Consider the following 16,813-nt stretch of genomic DNA (forward strand, 5'->3'; position numbering starts at 1 on the left):
GCGCGTACCTCCGGCTGGGCCGCGCACATTATCGAGCAGCGCATCGACAACAAGATCATCCGCCCGAGCGCCAACTACACCGGTCCGGAAAACCTGAAGTTCGTGCCGATCGGCAAGCGCAAGTGAAGCGGGGCCAACTAGCCCCCGTCGATAATGTAACCAAAGACCAGAGCACTACGCCGCCCTGGGCAAATCGTAGAGAATAGCGGCGGAAATTGTCCCGGCGCCGCCCGATTTGACGGCGGCAAATGAAACATAAATCGATTTCAGTATCCGAAAGGCACTCACAAAATGAAACATCTTGTCCTTGCCGCCTGCATCGGCGCATTCAGCCTGACCACCGCCACCGCCGTGATGGCGCAGGAACCTGCCAAGAAGACCACCACCAAGAAGGCTTCGACCAAGAAAAAGGCTGCTGCCGGGACCGCCGCGGCGGCGGGCGCTGCTGCCGCGGTCACGCCGAACGGCGAAAAATGGCAGTGTGAACTGGGCAACAACCTGTATATCGCCGGCGACATGCTGCGCGACGAGGTCCTGACCGTGCACTGGCAAGGCCGCGACTACAAGCTGCCGCGCCAGCCCACGGTGACCGGCGCCGACCGCTACTACGACGCCCGCACCGGCCTGGACCTGGTGGTGATCCCGAGCAAGGCCATGCTGTTCAACAAGAACCTGGGCCAGCGCCTGGCCGACGACTGCCAGAGCCCCGCCATGCAGGCCGGCGCCGCGGCCCCGACCCAGGCCGGCGGCCTGCGCGCCCCGGCCACCACCCCGCTGCTGGTCACGCCCCCGGGCGGCCCGACGCAGGTACCGGAAGGCGCCCAGCAATCCGCAGCACCCAAGCAGTAAGTCCGTACCGGGGCGCTGGCGGCCGCTGAATTCCGGTCGCCAGCGCCCTTTTTGCCTTGCCGGGCGGCCAATCCCGGGCGGGCATGCTGTCGCGCCGGCGCCGTCGCGGCCGGCGGGATGCCGAGCCGGGTGGCGCCAAAGCCGCGCGGCGGTTAGAGTATGCAGTTGCAGTGCGCTGCCGGCCTCGGACCGCGGTCAAATGCCGCGGCAGCGCACCGGGGTCTTGATTCAGGTCCGAGCCAAATGCCATCGCATCATCCTTCGATCGGAGTACGGCAATGCCCCACAACCTCAAGAACACGCTAAAAGAATTCAAGATCGGCTCTTCCGGCAAGGGCCAGTATTACTCCCTGCCCCAGTTGGGCGAGGAGCTGGACGTGGCAATCGGGCGCCTGCCGGTGTCGATCCGCGTGGTGCTGGAATCGGTGCTGCGCAACTGCGACGGCAAGAAGGTCACCGAAGAGCACGTCAGGCAACTGGCCAACTGGAAGCCGAACGCCGAGCGCGTCGACGAGATTCCCTTCGTGGTGGCCCGCGTGGTCTTGCAGGACTTTACCGGCGTGCCGCTGCTGGCCGACCTCGCCGCGATGCGCAATGTCGCCGAGAAGATGGGCAAGAACCCCAAGAAGATCGAGCCGCTGGTGCCGGTGGACCTGGTGGTCGACCACTCGGTGCAGGTCGACCATTTCCGCGAAAAGAAGGCGCTGGACCTGAACATGCAGCTGGAATTCCAGCGCAACAACGAGCGCTACCAGTTCATGAAGTGGGGCATGCAGGCCTTCGATACCTTCGGCGTGGTGCAGCCGGGCTTCGGCATCGTGCACCAGGTCAACCTGGAATACCTGGCCCGCGGCGTGCACAAGAAAGACGGCGTCTACTACCCGGACACCCTGGTCGGCACTGATTCGCACACCACCATGATCAACGGCATCGGCGTGGTGGGCTGGGGCGTCGGCGGCATCGAGGCCGAGGCCGGCATGCTGGGCCAGCCGGTCTATTTCCTGACACCGGACGTGGTTGGCGTGGAGCTGAAGGGCCGCCTGCGCGAAGGCGTCACCGCGACCGACCTGGTGCTGAACATCACCGAGATGCTGCGCAAGGAGAAGGTCGTCGGCAAGTTCGTCGAGTTCTTCGGCGAAGGCACCGCCAGCCTGGCCCTGCCCGACCGCGCCACCATCGGCAACATGGCGCCGGAATACGGCGCCACCATGGGCTTCTTCCCGGTGGACGAGAAGACCATCGACTACTTCAAGGGCACCGGCCGCACCGAAGAGGAAATCGCCGCGTTCGAGGGCTATTTCCGCGCACAGAAGATGTTCGGCATTCCCAGGGCCGGCGAGATCGACTACAGCAAGGTGGTGACGCTGGACCTGGGCACGGTGGCGCCGTCGCTGGCGGGCCCGAAGCGCCCGCAGGACCGCATCGAGATCGGCAACGTCAAGAGCACCTTCGCCTCGCTGTTCAGCAAGCCGGTGGCCGAGAACGGCTTCAACAAGGAGGCAGCCGACCTGGACCGCGCCTACACCACCACCGACGGCCTCGAGGTGAAGAACGGCGACGTGCTGATCGCCGCGATCACGTCCTGCACCAACACCTCCAACCCGAGCGTGCTGCTGGGCGCCGGCCTGCTGGCCAAGAAGGCGGTTGAAGCCGGCCTGACGGTGGCGCCGCACATCAAGACCTCGCTGGCCCCGGGCAGCCGCGTGGTGACTGAATACCTGAAGGCCGCCGGCCTGCTGCCGTACCTGGAAAAGCTGGGCTTCGGCGTGACCGCCTATGGTTGCACCACCTGCATCGGCAACGCCGGCGACCTGACGCCCGAGCTGAACGAGGCCATCACCAGGAACGACCTCGTGGCCGCTGCCGTGCTGTCGGGCAACCGCAATTTCGAGGCCCGCATCCACCCGAACATCCGCGCCAACTTCCTGGCCTCGCCGCCGCTGGTGGTGGCCTACGCCATCGCCGGCAATGTCACGCGCGACCTGATGACCGAGCCCGTGGGCAAGGGCAAGAAGGGCCGCGACATCTACCTGGGCGATATCTGGCCGACCTCGGAAGAAATCCACGCACTGATGAAGTACGCGATGGATGCCAAGACCTTCAAGGGCAACTACGAACAGGTCAAGAAGCCGAGCAAGCTGTGGGCCGCCATCAAGGGCACCAAGGGCCAGGTGTACGACTGGCCCAAGTCGACGTACATCGCCGAGCCGCCCTTCTTCCAGGACTTCAGCATGCAGCCCGCCGCCACCAGCGCCAGCGTGCGCGGCGCGCGTGCGCTGGGCATTTTCGGCGACTCGGTGACGACCGACCACATCTCGCCGGCCGGTTCGATCAAGGACACCTCGCCCGCGGGCAAGTACCTGCTGTCGCACGGCGTGCTGAAGGCCGACTTCAACAGCTACGGTTCGCGCCGCGGCAACCATGAAGTCATGATGCGCGGCACCTTCGCCAACGTGCGCATCAAGAACCTGATGATCCCGCCCAAGGCCGACGGCGCACGCGTGGAAGGCGGCATCACGCTGCACCAGCCCACCGGTGACGAAATGTCGATCTACGATGCCGCCATGAAGTACGTGGCCGAGGGCACGCCCACGGTGGTGTTCGGCGGCGAAGAGTACGGCACCGGCTCGTCGCGCGACTGGGCCGCCAAGGGCACGCAGCTGCTGGGCGTGAAGGCCGTGGTGGCACGCAGCTTCGAGCGCATCCACCGCTCCAACCTGGTCGGCATGGGCGTGCTGCCGCTGCAGTTCAAGGGCAACGACAGCGCGCAGACACTGGGCATCACCGGCAACGAGACCTTCGATATTGAAGGCATCGAGGGTGACCTGAAGCCGCAGCAGGACGTGGTGCTGGTGATCCACCGCGCCAACGGCGACGTGCAGCGCGTGCCGGTGCTGCTGCGCATCGATACGCCGATCGAGGTCGACTACTACAACCACGGCGGCATCCTGCCGTTCGTTCTGCGCCAGCTGCTGGCCGCCTGAGATCCACCTGGGGCGCCCGCAGCCAGCCAAGGCTGACGCCGCCTGCCTGGCCCCCGTTGCGGGGCCCGGGCAGGCGGCGTTTTTCATTGGTGTCCTGCGCCCCTTGCATCACCCCGAACGAAGTCCCGTGCGTGTAAGTTCCACGCAAGCCAGTGCTGCCACACTGTGTTGCACAAGAACAGCGGTCGCACGACCGGAAGCCGGGTCCGCCCGGCATCATCCAGAATCAGGAGACACCATGGTTAAGATCCTTATCGCATTCGTCGTGGTTGCCGGCGCGGCCCTCTATCTGCTGACCAAGGGCGGCAGTGACGTTTCCATGTCCGGCGAGTCGCACAGCGTCGAGAGCCACGCGCCCGCGGCCCCTGCCGCCTCCGCTCCGGCCCAGAAATAAAGCCACACGCCCGGGCGCGTCCGCACACGCCGCACGCATATAGCGGCCTGCGTGTCAACGCAACGAGTAGAATACCGTTTTACGCATAAACGGACGGTTTCTTTCTATGGCAGGTTTTCGCCCCAAGGCTTCCCCACGACTCTCCCCTGACGCCGAGCGTCTGGTGGCCGATGCGCTCGCCCTCGACGCTTCGGGCAGCCGCATGGAGGACGCGTACTGGGAACGGCGGCTCTCGCAGCGCCTGGGCCGCCTGCTGAAGAACGGGAGCCAGACCGCGCTCGACGCGGCGCTGGAACACCTGTTCAAGCACAATGCAGACGCCTCCGACGTGCTGGCCGAGCAGGCCGAGACGCTCGCCGAATCCGCCACCATCGAGGTCGACGGCCAGCGCCATGACGCGCTGCTGATCGCCGCCCCGATCCTGGCGCACACGCGCTACGCCATTCCCTCTGGCTCGCTCAAGCCGGAGCTGGCGCAGACGCTGGCGGTGCACCTGCAGGCACATGTGCTGGCCAGCGGCACCAAGGTCTCGCTGTCGCCCTACCTCTACAGCATCGACCAGCTGCCGCGCACGCACAGCGACACCTTTGCGCTGACGCACAAGCTGGCCGCGGCCGCCCTGGCCGGCACGGTACCCAAGGTCGACCTGCGCGACCTGCCCGAGACCGCGCCGATCCTGGCCGATCCGCGCTACCTGCTGGCGGTGGTGGTGGCCCCGCACGAGCAGGCGCTGTTCCGCTGGCAGGAAGACGCCAAGGAGCACCACGCCGAGCGCTCGACCTGCCTCGACCAGTGGCGCACCCAGGTGCAGCCGTCGGTGGCGCTGCTGCTGCCGGGCTGCGAGTTCGAGCTGCTGCTGCCCGACGCCTTCTTCCTGTCCTGCCGCGAGTCCGACAAGAGCATCCGCCCGCTGACCGTGCGCGCCGCGGTCAACTACCTGTGCGGCACGCTCGACATCTCCGCCGGCCAGCTGGCCGCCGTGGTGGCTGCCTTCGGCGAGGAAGTGGTCGAGGAATACCGCGTGGGCTTCACCATGCGCGGCGAGAAGGATGTGATCTACGGCATCGTGTGGCCGGTCTACGGCCGCGAAGCCGGCGAGGTCGATGCCGACGAAAAGGGCAACCCGCTCGAGCAGATCTGCGAGGAACTGCGCAACGCCGGCGTTGAAGACATCTTCCGCCACGCCGCGCTGTTCGATCCGGAATACTGCGAGGACTGCGGCACGCCGCTGTACGCGGACCGCAACGGCGAGATCGTGCATGCCGAACTGCCCGAGGACGCCCCGACGCAGCAGCCGCTGTTCCACTGACGCGCCCGGCTGCGCCTGGCAAAAAGACGGCCCCCATGCGCGGGCCGTCTTCATTGGCGAGCCGCTCAGGCGCGCTGGCGCTCGCTGACGCAGCGCCACAAGCCGTGGCCCGATGCCCCGTACTTGCGCTCGAACGGCGTCATCGGCTGCGCCGGGGCCCACGCCTCTACCCGCGCCGGGCGCCCGACCAGTGCCAGCGCCTGGGCAAACTCATCGATATAGATGCGCCAGTTGCTGCGGCACTCCAGATAGTCGCCGCAGGCGGCCAGCGCCGGGAACACCGCATGCCCCTGCCAGCGCCGCCCCAGGTGGCCGATCTTGGGCCACGGGTTCGGGTACAGCACGTAGTGGCGCGCCACCGGCACGGCCTCGGCCTGCAGCAGGCGCCAGGCATCGACCAGGTCGGCGCGCGCCCAGCAGAAGTTGGCGGGCATCGGCGCCTCGCCCCACCAGTCCTTGCCGGCGGCCAGGCGCTTCTCGGACTGGTCGATGCCGATCACGAAGTGGTCCGGGAACGCTGTGGCCAGCCGCAGCGTGCTTTCGCCCACGCCGCAGCCCGCATCCAGGATCAGCGGCGCGCCGCCGGCCTGCTGCCAGCTTTGCAGCGCCGCGCCGAGCTCGCGCCGGCTGGCTTCGCCGATGGGCTTGCGGAACGGCTCGGCCAGGTGGCGCGCGACGCGCGCGGCCAGGTGTTCGTGGACATCGGCCTGGGCCGAGACAATGGTGCGGGAATTGGCAAACATGGGCGCCATTCTAACGGCGCCGTCCCGCATCGGCTTGCCTGCCCGCGCCAAAGGCTGCAACCAAGCCACTTTAGCGGCACAATGCGGGACAAACCCGCCTGAGAACCCGGCCGCGCCCGCGCGGACCCACGAGGAGCCAGCCAGATGACACCGACCCACGCCCTGCCGCCGCAACGCCTGCCCCGCCGCCCTGCCCGTCGCGCCGTGCTCCATGCCGCCACCGCGCTGGTGCTTGGCAGCGCCGCCTTCACGCTGCTGCCGGCGGGTGCCGCCCACGCCGAAGACCTGCGCATCGGCCTGGCGGCCGACGTGACCTCGATGGACCCGCACTGGAACAACTCGGGCCCCAACAACGCCATCGCGCTGCATGTGTTCGAGTCGCTGGTGTTCATGGACAAGAACGCGCGCTACATCCCCGGCCTGGCGCTGTCGTGGAAGCCGGTCAACGCCATCACCTGGGAGATCAAGCTGCGCCCCAACGTGAAGTGGCACGACGGCTCGCCCTTCACCAGCGAGGACGTCAAGGCCTCGCTGGAGCGCCCGGAGAAGCTGGTCAACAGCCCCGGCTCGTTCACCAGCTACACCAAGCCGATCGCGCGCATCGACACGCCCGACCCGCTGACGGTGCGCCTGACCATGAGCGTGCCCAATTACGCCAACCTGGCCAACGACCTGAACAGCGTGCCGATGATGCCGAAGAAGGTCGCCGCCACGCTGACGCAGGCGGACTTCGACTCGGGCAAGGCGATGATCGGCACCGGCCCGTTCAAGTTCGTGCGCTTTGCGCGCGGGCAGGAAATCGTGATGGAGCGCAACCCCAACTACTGGGGCCCCAAGCCCGAGTGGGACCGCGCCATCTTCCGCATCATCACCGACAACGGCGCGCGTTCGTCCGCGCTGCTGGCGGGCGATGTCGACGTGATCGAGAGCGTACCGTCGGCCGACGTCGCCAAGCTGAAGCAGAATCCGAAGTTCAAGATCGAGCAGCAGGTGTCGTGGCGCACCATCTTCTGGCAGATGGACCAGTCGCGCGACAACCCGCCCTTCGTCACCGACAAGGCCGGCAAGCCGCTGGGCAAGAACCCGTTCAAGGACGCGCGCGTGCGCGCCGCAATCAGCAAGTCGCTGAACCGCGACGCCATCGTCAGCCGCATCATGGAAGGGCTGGCGGTGCCGGCATCGTCGATCGTGTCGCCGCAGATCTTCGGGCATCCGGGCACCAAGCCGGAGGCCTATGATCCGGAAGGCGCGAAGAAACTGCTGGCCGACGCGGGCTACCCCGACGGCTTCGGCCTGACGCTGCACGCCACCAACAACCGCTACCTGAACGACGCCGCGGTGGCGCAGGCCACCGCCAGCATGCTGACGCGCATCGGCATCCAGACCAAGGTGGAGACGTTGCCGGTGGCGGCCTACTTCACGCGCGCACGCCAGGGGGAGTTCGCCTTCCAGATGCTGGGCTGGGGCTCGGCCGCGGCCGACGTGGCCTTGCGCTCGATCACCGGCACGCCCAACCCCAAGACCGGCTACGGCACCTGGAACTGGGGCAAGTACAGCAACCAGCAACTGGACCAGCTGATCGAGAAGTCGCTGACTACCGTCAGCAGCGACAAGGCGCGTGAGGAGAATGCCCGCACCGCGGCCAAGTTTGCGCTGGCCGACCACGCGATCATTCCGTCGCACAGCCAGCTGGCGATGTGGGCGATGAAGAAGGGGCTGAAGTACGAGGCGCGCACCGACGAGTGGTCGCTGGCGCAGTTCTTCCACAAGGAGTGAGGGCCGGACTGCCTGCTGCCGCTCTCCCGCGCAGCGGGAGAGCGGCCGTTCCTCAGATCTTCAACCGCTCTTCCTGCCGCGCATTCGCCGCGCGCAGCTTCTGTACCCAGTCGCGCGCAGGCAGACCGGTAGTCTTCTCGACCACATCGGCGCGCGCCTCGATCACTTCCCACGACACATCGATCTCCGGCCCATTGAATGCCAGCGCAATGACGTTGCCGTCATGCACTTCCGGGAACACCAGCACGCGGTTGTCGAAGGCATCGCAGATGCGTTCGATATTCTTCGGAAAGCTGTCGTGGTCGCCGAACAGGTTGATGGTCATCACCCCGGGTGCCTTCAGCGTGCGGCGGCAGGCGCGGTAGAACGCGGTGGTGTCCAGCACCGGGCCGCGCGCGGTGGCGTCGTACAGGTCCACCTGCAGCACGTCGATGGCGCCCGCGTGGGTGCCGTCCATGACGTAGTCCCAGGCATCCTGCTCGCGCACGGTCAGGCGCGCATCGTCCTCGCGCAGGCCGAACATGCTGCGCCCGGCGATGATCACCGCGGGGTTCAGCTCCACCGCGGTCACGCGCGCGCGGCTGAACTGGCGGTGGCAGAACTTGGTCAGCGCCGCGGCGCCCAGGCCCAGTTGCACCACGTGGAATTCTTCGACCGAGGGCGACAGGAACAGCAGCCAGGCCATCATCTGCTGCGCGTATTCCAGCTCGATCGCATCGGGCTTGCGCAGGCGCATCGCGCCCTGCACCCACTCGGTGCCGAAGTGCAGGTAGCGCACCCCTTCCATTTCCGAGAAGGTCACCGGCGCAAAGCGCGGCGTCATGCGTTTTTCTTCGCGTGCCGGCGCCTCGCCTCGGGTGCGGGTGCCACGTGCCGGACGGCGCGAGGCCACGGCTTCAATCGATTTGCGTTTCAGTAGGGTCATGTTGTCGAGAAAGGCGTTCAGCACCCGCTCCGGCATGGATGGGGGAAACGCGGATTACTTGCCCAGCGCCGCCTGCGCGCGTTGCAGCCATTCGCGGTTGTGTTCGCGGGCGTGGCGCGGCCAGTGGCGGGCGTCGTGGACGATATCGGCATAGAGCTGCTGCGCGCGTTCGTGGTCGGCGGCGTCGGGCTGCGCCGCCAGCCAGTCGGCGAAAAGGCAGCGCGGCGCGGCATCGCTGGCGCTGGTCAGCGCCTGCTCGAACGCGGCGCGCGTGCCGGATGCGCCGGTGGCCGCCAGCGCGCGCGCATACAGCAAGGCCGGATCGGGCTGCTGGCGCGACTGCGGATTGGCGGCGAACAGCTTTTCCAGCGTTGCCAGCGCGCCGGCCGCATCGCCGGTGGCGAACTGCGCCTGCGCCAGCCCCTGCAGCAGCGCCGGATCGGTCGCAAACGGTCCGCTGGCCGCTGCCTGGTAGTGCTGCAGGGCTTCCGACGGCTCCTCGGCCGCCAGCAGCGCGGCGCCCAGGCGCATGCGGTGCGCCACCGTCGGGGCGCGGTCAAAGTCTGAGCGGGCCTCGCGCACCGCGCGGTTCGGATCGACCAGTTGCGTGATGGCACGCGTGGCCGCACGCGCGCCGCGCGACTGGCGCAGCTCGGGCAGATAGATCGCGAAGAAATACACCACGCTGCCCAGCCCCGGGAACAGGAACAGGATCAGCAGCCAGTACATGTTCTGGTGCGTGCGCACCGCGTGCACCGCAAAGAACAGTGCAACGATGATATGGATGCTGATGCCGAAGATACGCATAGGGAATTCACCTTGAAATCAATGGCCAGCGCGCCAGCCGCCGGCATTGTGACAGAAAGGCGGGGCCACGGGTTTCAGCCGCCCGCCGCAATGCCGGCGCCGGCCGGCTGCAGCCCGGCCACCGCCTGCGGCGTCAGCACGGCCTCGCCATTGACCGCGCGCGCCACCAGCGCATCGGCCGCCTCGATGGCAATGCCCTGCGCGCTGTACCAGGCATCGTCGTAATAGGTGTTGCCGTAGCGCTCGCCGCTGTCGCACAGCAGGCTGACGATGGCGCCGCCCTCCCCCGCCGCGCTCATCTGCTGGGCCAGGTACAGCACGCCGACGAAATTGGTGCCGGTGGACCCGCCCACGCGGCGCCCGAAGCGCCCGGCGAGGTAGCGCATGGCCGCGAACGAGAGTGCGTCCGGCACCTTCAGCATGGCGTCGATGCAGGTCGGGATAAACGAATGCTCCACGCGCGGCCGGCCGATGCCTTCAATGCGCGAGCCCTCCGCCAGGGACAGGTCCGGCTGCGGCTTGCCGTCCAGGCAGCTGCGGAAGTAGTCAAAGAACACCGAGTTCTCCGGGTCCGCGCACAGCACGCGGGTCTTGTGGCGCCGATAGGCCACATAGCGCCCCAGCGTGGCGATGGTGCCGCCGGTGCCGCCGCTCGATACCAGCCAGGCCGGCACCGCATGCTCTTCGTGCGCCATCTGCTTGAAGATCGACTCGGCGATATTGTTGTTGGCGCGCCAGTCGGTGGCGCGCTCGGCGTAGGTGAACTGGTCCATGAAATGCCCGCCCGTCTCCTGCGCGATGCGGCGCGAGGCGGCGTAGATCTCGGACGGGCTGCCCACCAGGTGGCAGTGCCCGCCGTAGAACTCGATCGCCTCGATCTTGGCGCGCGAGGTCCCCGCCGGGATCACCGCCACGAACGACAGCCCGAGCAGCCGCGCAAAGTAAGCCTCGGAGATCGCGGTCGAGCCGCTGGATGCCTCCACCACCGTGCTGCCCTCGTGCAGCCAGCCGTTGCACAGCGCATACAGGAACAGCGACCGCGCCAGCCGGTGCTTGAGGCTGCCGGTCGGGTGGCTGGACTCGTCCTTGAAATAGACGCGGATGTCCGGGTAGCCCGGCAGGTCCAGCGGGATCAGGTGGGTGTCGGCGGAGCGGTTGAAATCCGCATCGATCTTGCGGATGGCCTCATGGGTCCAGTCGGAAAGGGGCATGGCAGCGTTCCGGGCAGGCCGGACATCAGGACAGATCCGTCAGGATGCCAGAAGCGCACGCCCCAAATCCAGTTTCCGGGATGAGCAGGCGCCCGGCACAGCCCGCAAAGGGCGGTTTCTCCACAACCGCGGCACCGGGCATGGCATTTCCTGGCCGGATGCAGCCACCGGCTGCGGGTGCTGAGCTATGATAATACGATTAACATCATATGTGACTGCAACAGATGTCCCCGATGTCCGCGATACCCGGGCGCGCGACCCGCCGCCTTGCCCGCCCCAGCCAGCCCACCGGGTCCGCCTCCCGGGTCCTGCATTGCGCAAGGCTGCCGTGATCGAGGCGACCCTCAACATCGCCGCCGGCAAGGGTTTCCAGGGACGCGGCTCGGCGCGAGTGACCCTGGTGGCCAGCCGCTTTGCCAGCCGCATCGTGCTGATCACGGACTCCGGCTCGGCCGATGCGCACGACGTGATGGCCGTCATGCGCCTGCGCACGCCGCCTGGCACCGTGCTGCGCATCCAGGCCGACGGCCCGGACGAAGTCGCCGCGGTCAGGGCCATCGCACAACTTCTCGGACCAGGGGACGGCCAGCCATGAACGAACGCAAATCGGACGCCGGCACCGGCATCGCCGCGGATAGCCGCCGCACCTCCTTTGAGTCCTATATGCGGTTCCTGGCCGAAGCCCCGCGCGACGGCACGCCCGTGGTGCTTGAGACCGAGACCGCCCTGTCGCTGCACTTCGACGTGCTGGCCACGCAGAGCTTCATGTCGCGGCGCGATCCCGACCGGCTGGTGCTGGGCTACACGCGCACCATGATGGGATTCCTGTTGCTGCATCCGTCGCCGGCACGGATTTCGGTGATCGGGCTCGGCGGAGGCTCGCTGGTCAAGTATTGCTACCGGCACCTGCCTGCCACGCGGGTGGTCGCTGTCGAGATCGACCCGGCGGTGATCGCACTGCGCGAGCGCTTCCGCATTCCGCCCGACGATGCCCGCCTGCAGGTGGTCTGCGCCGATGGCGCCGAGTACGTCAGGGGGCGGGAAGCGCGCCCCGAGGTCATTCTCGTCGACGGCTTCCTGGCTGACGGCATGCCGCTGCAGCTTGGCTCTGCCGGCTTCTACGCGGCCTGCCACGCGCGGCTGGCCGACGACGGCGTGCTGGTCGCCAACTTCCTGGCAAGCGACCGCGGCATGCCGCACTACCTGGGCGCCGTGCGCGCCGTGTTCGGGGCCTCGATGTCGGTCGCACGCGCCGAGGACAGCTGCAACTACACCTTGTTTGCCTGGAAAGGCCCGCCCCGGCTGCCGTCGCTGCAGACGCTGCTGGCACGCGCACTGGCGCTGGAAGCCGTGCATGCATTGAAGCTGACACCGACTGCCCGCCGCATGAAGCGCGGCGAGGCGGTTGCCGCCGACCCCGACGCCTGGCACGCCCTTGCCCGGCCCCGGGACACCCTGTAGCGGCAACGCAGGTCCGCCGCCGCCCTTCCCAATCCGCCAGACGCCGCCCCATCGCCATGCCGATCCTGTACCTGCGCAAACTGACCGGGAAGCGGCGCAGCCCCCACGCCAACCGGCACCTGGCCGGCTACCTCTGCTTTGTCGCCGGCGCCATCAATGCCGGCGGCTTCCTGGCCGTGCAGCAATACACCTCGCATATGTCCGGCGTGGTCTCGGCCATGGCCGACAACCTGGCGCTGGGCAGCTTCGCGCTGGTGCTGGATGGGGTCGGGGCGCTGCTGTCGTTTCTCGGCGGCGCCGCGTGCTCGGCGGTGCTGGTCAACTGGGGACGGCGCGAGCGGCTGCACAGTGAATACGCGCTGCCGCTGGCGCTGGAGGCGGGGCTGCTGCTGTGCTTTGGCCTGATCGGCGGCAACCTGGGGCAGCACCAGTGGCTGTTCGTGCCAGCCACGGTGATGCTGCTGTGCTTCATCATGGGGCTGCAGAATGCCATGATCACCAAGCTTTCGAACGCCGAGATCCGCACCACCCACCTCACTGGCATGGTCACCGATATCGGCATCGAGCTGGGCAAGCTGTGCTACTGGAACGCAGCCGCGCCGGCGCACACGCCATCACGCACACAAGCGCGCCCACTGCCCCGCGTGCTCGCCAACCGGCGCAAGCTGCGCCTGCTGGTGGTGCTGGTCACGCTGTTCTTTGCCGGCGGCATCACCGGCGCGCTGGGCTTCAAGCACCTGGGTTTCAGCGCCACGCTGCCGCTGGCCGCGCTGCTGCTGGCGCTGATCGCAGTGCCGCTGAGCGACGACCTGCGCAGCCGCTGGCGCACAGGCCCGCTGCCGCGCCTGGCGGCGCGGATGCGGCAATGCGTGCAGGCGGGCGCGCCGCGCCGGCGGCGCTAGGCGTCGCCTAGCGGTACACCAGCACCGGGATCTTGCTGTGGGTCAGCACCTTCAGGGTTTCGCTGCCGATCAGCATGCCCTGGACCCCGCGCCGCCCGTGCGAAGCCATCACGATCAGGTCGCAGCCTTTTTCCTCGGCCGTCTTGATGATGGCCTCGTAGGGATGGTCGTTAACGACGTATGCCGTGTCACAGGCCACGCCCGCGGCGCCGGCCTCGTCGGCCAGTCCGCGCAGGTAGCGGGTCGCGTTTTCCCAGGCCTCCTTCACGTAGGTTTCGCGCGTGTCCTCCAGCATCTCGACCTGGTAGGTCAGGACGTGGTAGTTCGGACAGACGCGCACCGCGGTGGCACGCGCCCCCATGTCCCGCGCCAGCGTCAGGGCCTTGCGGAATGCCGATTCAGACAGGTCGGAGCCATCGACCGCCAGCAGGAGATGCTTGAACATGATTGCCTCCTTGCCAGCATGGTTGCCGGCTAAGGCGCTCACTTCCGATGCGTCATCGCCATGCGTCCGAAAGTGCGAGCCCGCAAGGCGCACTACAAGGAGCGACCGATACCCCCGGTTTCGAATGATTCGTCGCCCGACTCCAGTATAGGTGCGCCATGGCCCACGGCAATCCGGCATGCGTCACATGCGCACGGGTGGATTCAATACGGGCGATTTGCGAAGCCGTTGGCTGGCTGCGGGCCGCGTCAGGCCCGACCGGGCTCGCGCCGGATCTTTGCGGAATCCGTTCCGTGAGCGTCGCGCAGTCGTTGGTCAGGTGGCGGAAGCTGCGGAACAGACTGGCAGCGATGACCGGCTCGAAGGCATTCAGCTGCAGCTGGCCACCCTCGGCGGCGGAGGTCACGGTCACGTCATTGCCGAACACTTCGAATGCGAATGCCACCTGGTTCACCACTTCCGGAATCACCGGGTTGACCTTGCCCGGCATGATCGACGAGCCCGCCTGCATGGCAGGCAGGTTGATTTCGCCAAAGCCCGCGCGCGGGCCGCTGGAGAGCAGGCGCAGGTCATTGCAGATCTTTGAGAGCTTTACCGCGATGCGCTTGAGCACGCCGGAAATCTGCACAAAGGCGCCGCAGTCCTGCGTGGCTTCGATCAGGTTGGGGGCGCCGCTCAGTGCAATGCCGGAAATGCGGCTCAGGGCAGCCACGGCATTGTCCGCGTACTCCGGGTGCGCGGTGATGCCGGTGCCAATCGCGGTAGCACCGAGGTTGACCTCGCGCGCCAGGGCCGACACTTCGCGCAGCCGCGCCATGTCTTCATCGATCATGACGGCATAGGTGGAGAACTCCTGGCCCAGGGTCATCGGCACCGCGTCCTGCAGCTGCGTGCGGCCCAGCTTGAGCAAGCCGGCAAACTCGACGGACTTCTCGCTGAAGGCATCGCGCAGGGCCTCCCGCCGTCCGCTTCCAGGCGCCGGCAGGTGGCGTATAGCGCAAGCGTCGGGTGGTCCGCCTGGTGCGGCAGATGGGCGGTGCGGTCAGGGATCTGCGGGTTCTGCTCAACCAGCAGCTTGATGTGGTCCTGGTCCTTTGCGGCGCTGGTGCTGCGCACGATCTTTGCCATGAAGTCCACCGTCGCCGCCGGGCCGATGCCACCGCGAGCAGGAACGTCTTGCGCGGCCGTGAGTAGAGCGGCGGGGGCGCCGCCGGATGGGCGCCAGGCACCTCAGGTTGTCGGGATGCGTCACATGTCTTCTTTGTTTATTGGATGGGACCGTGTGAGCCATGGCATAGATATTGCACAGCGGTCACACAGGCCAACGGCGGCCTTGAAACAAGCTGGCAAGTCGCGATGACATGCTCCGAACAGGAGCATCCCGGGCAACGACGCCCCGAAGCGAATGGACCACGAACCGGACAACCGGTTCGCAGGCATCTCGCTTCGGGGCGCTTTTGCTTCGCCGGTCAGCGCGGTGCGCGTCGGCGTCGACACTACCTGCAAGGCATGGCATGAACGCTCTCTCTGCTCAGTCACCCGAGACCGAAGTGTCCGCCGAAACCATCGGCGCATTGATCGACCTTTCCGGAAGGCAGCGCATGCTGTCGCAACGGATCGTCCTCCAGTTGTTGCTCGCTTCGCGGGGAGACACTGCCGCGCTCGATATCGCACGCAAGTGCCTGTCAATGTTCGAGTCGGCGCATTCGGATCTCATGACGGGCAATGAGCGTTTCCCGGGCATATTCTCCGGCGCCTTGCAGCGACTGTACTTTGGCAGTGCGCGCGCTGACGCTCGCATCCGTGAATTCATCGCCCGGGTCAGAACAGCGATAGACACACCACTGGCCGACACCAGCCGGCGAGCGTCATCCCTCGATGTGCTTGTGACGCAGGCCACGCCGATACTTGAGCTGCTGCAGACCGTCACGCAGGCCTACCAGGAGGAAATGCACCGTTGCGAACTCGCAGTACGCAAACGCCAGACCGACCTCGCCGATCGCCTCAGCGGTATTTCGATGCAAGCCAACATCGTCGCAATGAATGCGCGCATCTCGGCGGCGCGGGCGGGAGAGTACGGCAGGGAGTTCTCGGTGATCACGCAGGCGCTTGCAGACATCATCAAGGAAATGGATCAGCTGATCCGCCACGTCGTCGGCTCGAACGATGCGCCCAAAGGATCAACCAGAACTTGATGCGGAGACGCCCTTGAAACGTGACCTCTGTTCCTTCTGCCTGATTGTCTGCAGCGTCCTGGCGCTGGCCCTGGCCGGGACCGCTTGCGCCGAAACGCTGACGATCAACGCGGCGATCAACAAGGCGGGCCGCCAGCGCATGCTGTCTCAGCGCATGGCCAAGGCTTACTGCCAGGCTGGCCTCGGCGTTGAAGTCGAACGTTCGAAGAAGATTCTCGAGCAGTCCGTGGCGCTCTTCGACAAGCAGCTCATGGAGCTGAAGGTGTTCGCGCCCACGCAGGAGATCAGGGACACCTACGCCAGGCTCGAGCAGACATGGATTCCCTATAGGCAGTTGCTGTCCGGCGGCGATCCGAATCCCGATAGCGCGAAAACCATCGCAAGAATGAGCGAGGACGTGCTGAAGCTTGCGCAACAAGGAACCCTCCTGCTCGAGAAACATTCGGGCACCGCGACGGGCAAGCTGATCAACGTTGCGGGGCGCCAGCGGATGCTCTCGCAGAGAATCGCCAAGATCAGCATGTTCCGCGCCTGGGGCATTACCTCCCCCCAGATGGCGCAGGATCTGGACGCGGCTACCAGGGAATTCGCAGCCGCGCAGGAGCTTCTCGCCTCGGCGCCGCAGAACACCGAGGCAATCCGTCGCGAACTGCTGCTGGCCGGCTCTCAGTGGCTGTTCTTTGAAGAGGCACTCAATCAGACCGGGGTCAGTCGCGCGGAACAGTTGAGAAACATCGCCACGACCAGCGAGCGCATTCTTCAGGTGATGGATGACGTCACCGGCATGTATGAAGGGATGCCCAGGTAACGTG

Annotated in this window: 14 protein-coding genes and 4 pseudogenes; 11 read left to right on the forward strand and 7 right to left on the reverse strand. The window is 66.8% G+C overall.

Annotated elements, in window-relative coordinates; genetic code table 11:
- From AC3WON_RS24200 to AC3WON_RS24220, 5 genes and pseudogenes are all read left to right on the forward strand, one after another.
- Window positions 1-126: pseudogene (locus AC3WON_RS24200) on the forward strand (2-methylcitrate synthase); the annotation flags it as partial.
- A gap of 165 nt (window positions 127-291) precedes the next feature.
- On the forward strand, window positions 292-849 hold the full coding sequence (locus AC3WON_RS24205) for a hypothetical protein (RefSeq protein ID WP_492319819.1): 558 nt from the start codon (window positions 292-294) through the stop codon (window positions 847-849).
- A 278-nt stretch (window positions 850-1,127) separates the two neighbouring features.
- Complete coding sequence (gene acnA / locus AC3WON_RS24210; protein ID WP_492352889.1) at window positions 1,128-3,833, forward strand: aconitate hydratase AcnA; 2,706 nt, start codon at window positions 1,128-1,130, stop codon at window positions 3,831-3,833.
- Window positions 3,834-4,071: 238 nt separating this feature from the next.
- On the forward strand, window positions 4,072-4,227 hold the full coding sequence (locus AC3WON_RS24215) for a hypothetical protein (RefSeq protein WP_010813538.1): 156 nt from the start codon (window positions 4,072-4,074) through the stop codon (window positions 4,225-4,227).
- A 106-nt stretch (window positions 4,228-4,333) separates the two neighbouring features.
- A complete protein-coding gene (locus AC3WON_RS24220) occupies window positions 4,334-5,536 on the forward strand; it encodes a DUF2863 family protein (protein ID WP_492319817.1) in 1,203 nt (400 codons plus the stop codon).
- A gap of 65 nt (window positions 5,537-5,601) precedes the next feature.
- On the opposite strand, the gene trmB is transcribed toward AC3WON_RS24220, so the two are convergent.
- A complete protein-coding gene (gene trmB / locus AC3WON_RS24225) occupies window positions 5,602-6,288 on the reverse strand; it encodes a tRNA (guanine(46)-N(7))-methyltransferase TrmB (protein WP_492319816.1) in 687 nt (228 codons plus the stop codon).
- A 135-nt stretch (window positions 6,289-6,423) separates the two neighbouring features.
- Here trmB and AC3WON_RS24230 point away from each other — a divergent pair, with 135 nt between their 5' ends.
- Complete coding sequence (locus AC3WON_RS24230) at window positions 6,424-8,055, forward strand: ABC transporter substrate-binding protein (protein ID WP_492319815.1); 1,632 nt, start codon at window positions 6,424-6,426, stop codon at window positions 8,053-8,055.
- 52 nt (window positions 8,056-8,107) lie between these two features.
- Here the strand turns inward: AC3WON_RS24230 and AC3WON_RS24235 are convergent, their stop codons facing one another.
- The 3 genes from AC3WON_RS24235 to AC3WON_RS24245 form a co-directional block, all read right to left on the reverse strand.
- Window positions 8,108-8,980 (reverse strand): class I SAM-dependent methyltransferase, encoded by an 873-nt coding sequence (locus tag AC3WON_RS24235; protein ID WP_010813542.1) that lies wholly within the window; start codon window positions 8,978-8,980, stop codon window positions 8,108-8,110.
- 54 nt (window positions 8,981-9,034) lie between these two features.
- On the reverse strand, window positions 9,035-9,787 hold the full coding sequence (locus tag AC3WON_RS24240; RefSeq protein ID WP_492319814.1) for a tetratricopeptide repeat protein: 753 nt from the start codon (window positions 9,785-9,787) through the stop codon (window positions 9,035-9,037).
- Between the two features lie 74 nt (window positions 9,788-9,861).
- The gene (locus tag AC3WON_RS24245) at window positions 9,862-10,998 is read right to left on the reverse strand and encodes a PLP-dependent cysteine synthase family protein (RefSeq protein WP_492319813.1); all 1,137 of its coding nucleotides are present in this window, start codon (window positions 10,996-10,998) and stop codon (window positions 9,862-9,864) included.
- A 328-nt stretch (window positions 10,999-11,326) separates the two neighbouring features.
- Between AC3WON_RS24245 and AC3WON_RS24250 the strand changes: the two genes are divergently transcribed.
- The 3 genes and pseudogenes from AC3WON_RS24250 to AC3WON_RS24260 form a co-directional block, all read left to right on the forward strand.
- Window positions 11,327-11,593 carry an HPr family phosphocarrier protein gene (locus AC3WON_RS24250; RefSeq protein ID WP_492319812.1) on the forward strand — a complete coding sequence of 89 codons (267 nt, stop codon included), beginning with the start codon at window positions 11,327-11,329 and terminating at the stop codon, window positions 11,591-11,593.
- Window positions 11,590-12,459: a fused MFS/spermidine synthase gene (locus AC3WON_RS24255; protein WP_492352890.1), complete on the forward strand. Its 870-nt coding sequence runs from the start codon at window positions 11,590-11,592 to the stop codon at window positions 12,457-12,459. Before AC3WON_RS24250 ends, AC3WON_RS24255 begins: the two co-directional genes overlap by 4 nt.
- Before the next feature lie 56 nt (window positions 12,460-12,515).
- Window positions 12,516-13,325: pseudogene (locus AC3WON_RS24260) on the forward strand (YoaK family protein); the annotation flags it as partial.
- A 43-nt stretch (window positions 13,326-13,368) separates the two neighbouring features.
- Here the strand turns inward: AC3WON_RS24260 and AC3WON_RS24265 are convergent.
- The 3 genes and pseudogenes from AC3WON_RS24265 to AC3WON_RS24275 all read right to left on the reverse strand — a co-directional run.
- Entirely contained in the window at window positions 13,369-13,806 is a 438-nt protein-coding gene (locus AC3WON_RS24265; protein WP_492352891.1) for a universal stress protein, read from the reverse strand.
- Between the two features lie 259 nt (window positions 13,807-14,065).
- A pseudogene (locus AC3WON_RS24270) lies at window positions 14,066-14,758 on the reverse strand (lyase family protein); the annotation flags it as partial.
- Window positions 14,746-14,967, reverse strand: a pseudogene (locus tag AC3WON_RS24275) (aspartate/glutamate racemase family protein); the annotation flags it as partial. The pseudogenes AC3WON_RS24270 and AC3WON_RS24275, both read right to left, overlap by 13 nt.
- A 353-nt stretch (window positions 14,968-15,320) precedes the next feature.
- On the opposite strand from AC3WON_RS24275, the gene AC3WON_RS24280 reads away from it, so the two are divergent.
- Window positions 15,321-16,001 (forward strand): methyl-accepting chemotaxis protein, encoded by a 681-nt coding sequence (locus AC3WON_RS24280; RefSeq protein ID WP_492319809.1) that lies wholly within the window; start codon window positions 15,321-15,323, stop codon window positions 15,999-16,001.
- A gap of 13 nt (window positions 16,002-16,014) precedes the next feature.
- A complete protein-coding gene (locus tag AC3WON_RS24285; RefSeq protein ID WP_492319808.1) occupies window positions 16,015-16,809 on the forward strand; it encodes a type IV pili methyl-accepting chemotaxis transducer N-terminal domain-containing protein in 795 nt (264 codons plus the stop codon).
- Window positions 16,810-16,813: the final 4 nt, after the last annotated feature.

Source organism: Cupriavidus sp. FW305-46, from assembly GCF_058787075.1.